We start from the raw sequence: 981 nt of genomic DNA on the forward strand, positions 1-981 counted from the left end.
GGTTTTATCATGATTTCTGCCAGTTCTCTTAACTCAGAGCTCATAAATAAAATCGCCCAGGATTTTGCCCAAGCTACCGGATTGGCGGTGGTGGTGGTGAATATTCACGGTGAGGAAATCTCTGACCTGTTTAATTTCACCCCATTTTGTCAATTAATGCGTCAAGATCCGGTTAACCATCTGCGTTGTCGGATGAGTGATCGTTGTGGTGGCCTTGAAGCGTCCAAATCCAATGAGCCCTGCATCTACCGCTGCCATGCTGGATTAACTGATTTTTCTATTCCTTTGGTGATTGCCGGCCATCTGGTGGGTTTTGTGTTATGTGGGCAGGTCCGGCTGCATGCAGATGTTTACCTTATTGATATTCTGAATGTCGATAATAACTGGCAGCAGAATCCGGCGCTAATGGATGAGTTCCATAATGTGCCGATAATGGATTTTTCTCGGGTAATAGCCTCGGCTGATTTGCTGAAGCTGATTGTTGAGAACTGCCTGAAAAAACACCTCAATTTCGTTGTAATCAATGACAATATGGGGAGCAAAGAGCCGGGCAGGGTACGGCCGGTCCACCCGCATGACAGCAAAATGAAGAAAGCACTACGCTATATAGACACGCATTTGTCAGAAGAGCTGCGGTTGGAAGAAGTGGCTGGCAAGGTGTATCTCAGCCCTTACTATTTCAGTAAATTATTTAAAAAATATCAGGGGATCGGCTTCAATGCCTGGGTCAACCAACAACGCATGGCCAATGCCAGAGAGATGTTGCAGCACAGTGATTGGAGCATTGCCAGCATTGCCAAAAATCTTGGATTTTCCCAAACCAGCTATTTTTGCAAGGTGTTCCGCCAGACCTATAATGTGACACCGCAGGTATTTCGTTCACTTTCTTCTGAACGCAGTGAAATGGAATGACAGTTATTGATCTAATAACAATTAGTCATGCTCTATGCTCACGTTTATATATTTAAGAACTGTGATGGG

Annotated in this window: 1 protein-coding gene; it reads left to right on the top strand. The window is 44.8% G+C overall.

Going from position 1 to position 981, the window contains the following annotated elements; translation table 11 throughout:
- The first annotated feature begins 9 nt into the window (after positions 1–9).
- Entirely contained in the window at positions 10–912 is a 903-nt protein-coding gene (gene pocR, locus V2A85_RS23950) for a transcriptional regulator PocR (protein ID WP_372558492.1), read from the top strand.
- Positions 913–981: the final 69 nt, after the last annotated feature.

This window comes from Yersinia sp. 1252 StPb PI (assembly GCF_048593885.1).
In the GTDB taxonomy this organism is placed as follows: domain Bacteria; phylum Pseudomonadota; class Gammaproteobacteria; order Enterobacterales; family Enterobacteriaceae; genus Yersinia; species Yersinia enterocolitica_E.

Bases quoted from the DNA above. Each gene is read 5' to 3' on its own strand.
- pocR (WP_372558492.1), top strand. From the start codon at position 10: ATGATTTCTGCCAGTTCTCTTAACTCAGAGCTCATAAATAAAATCGCC.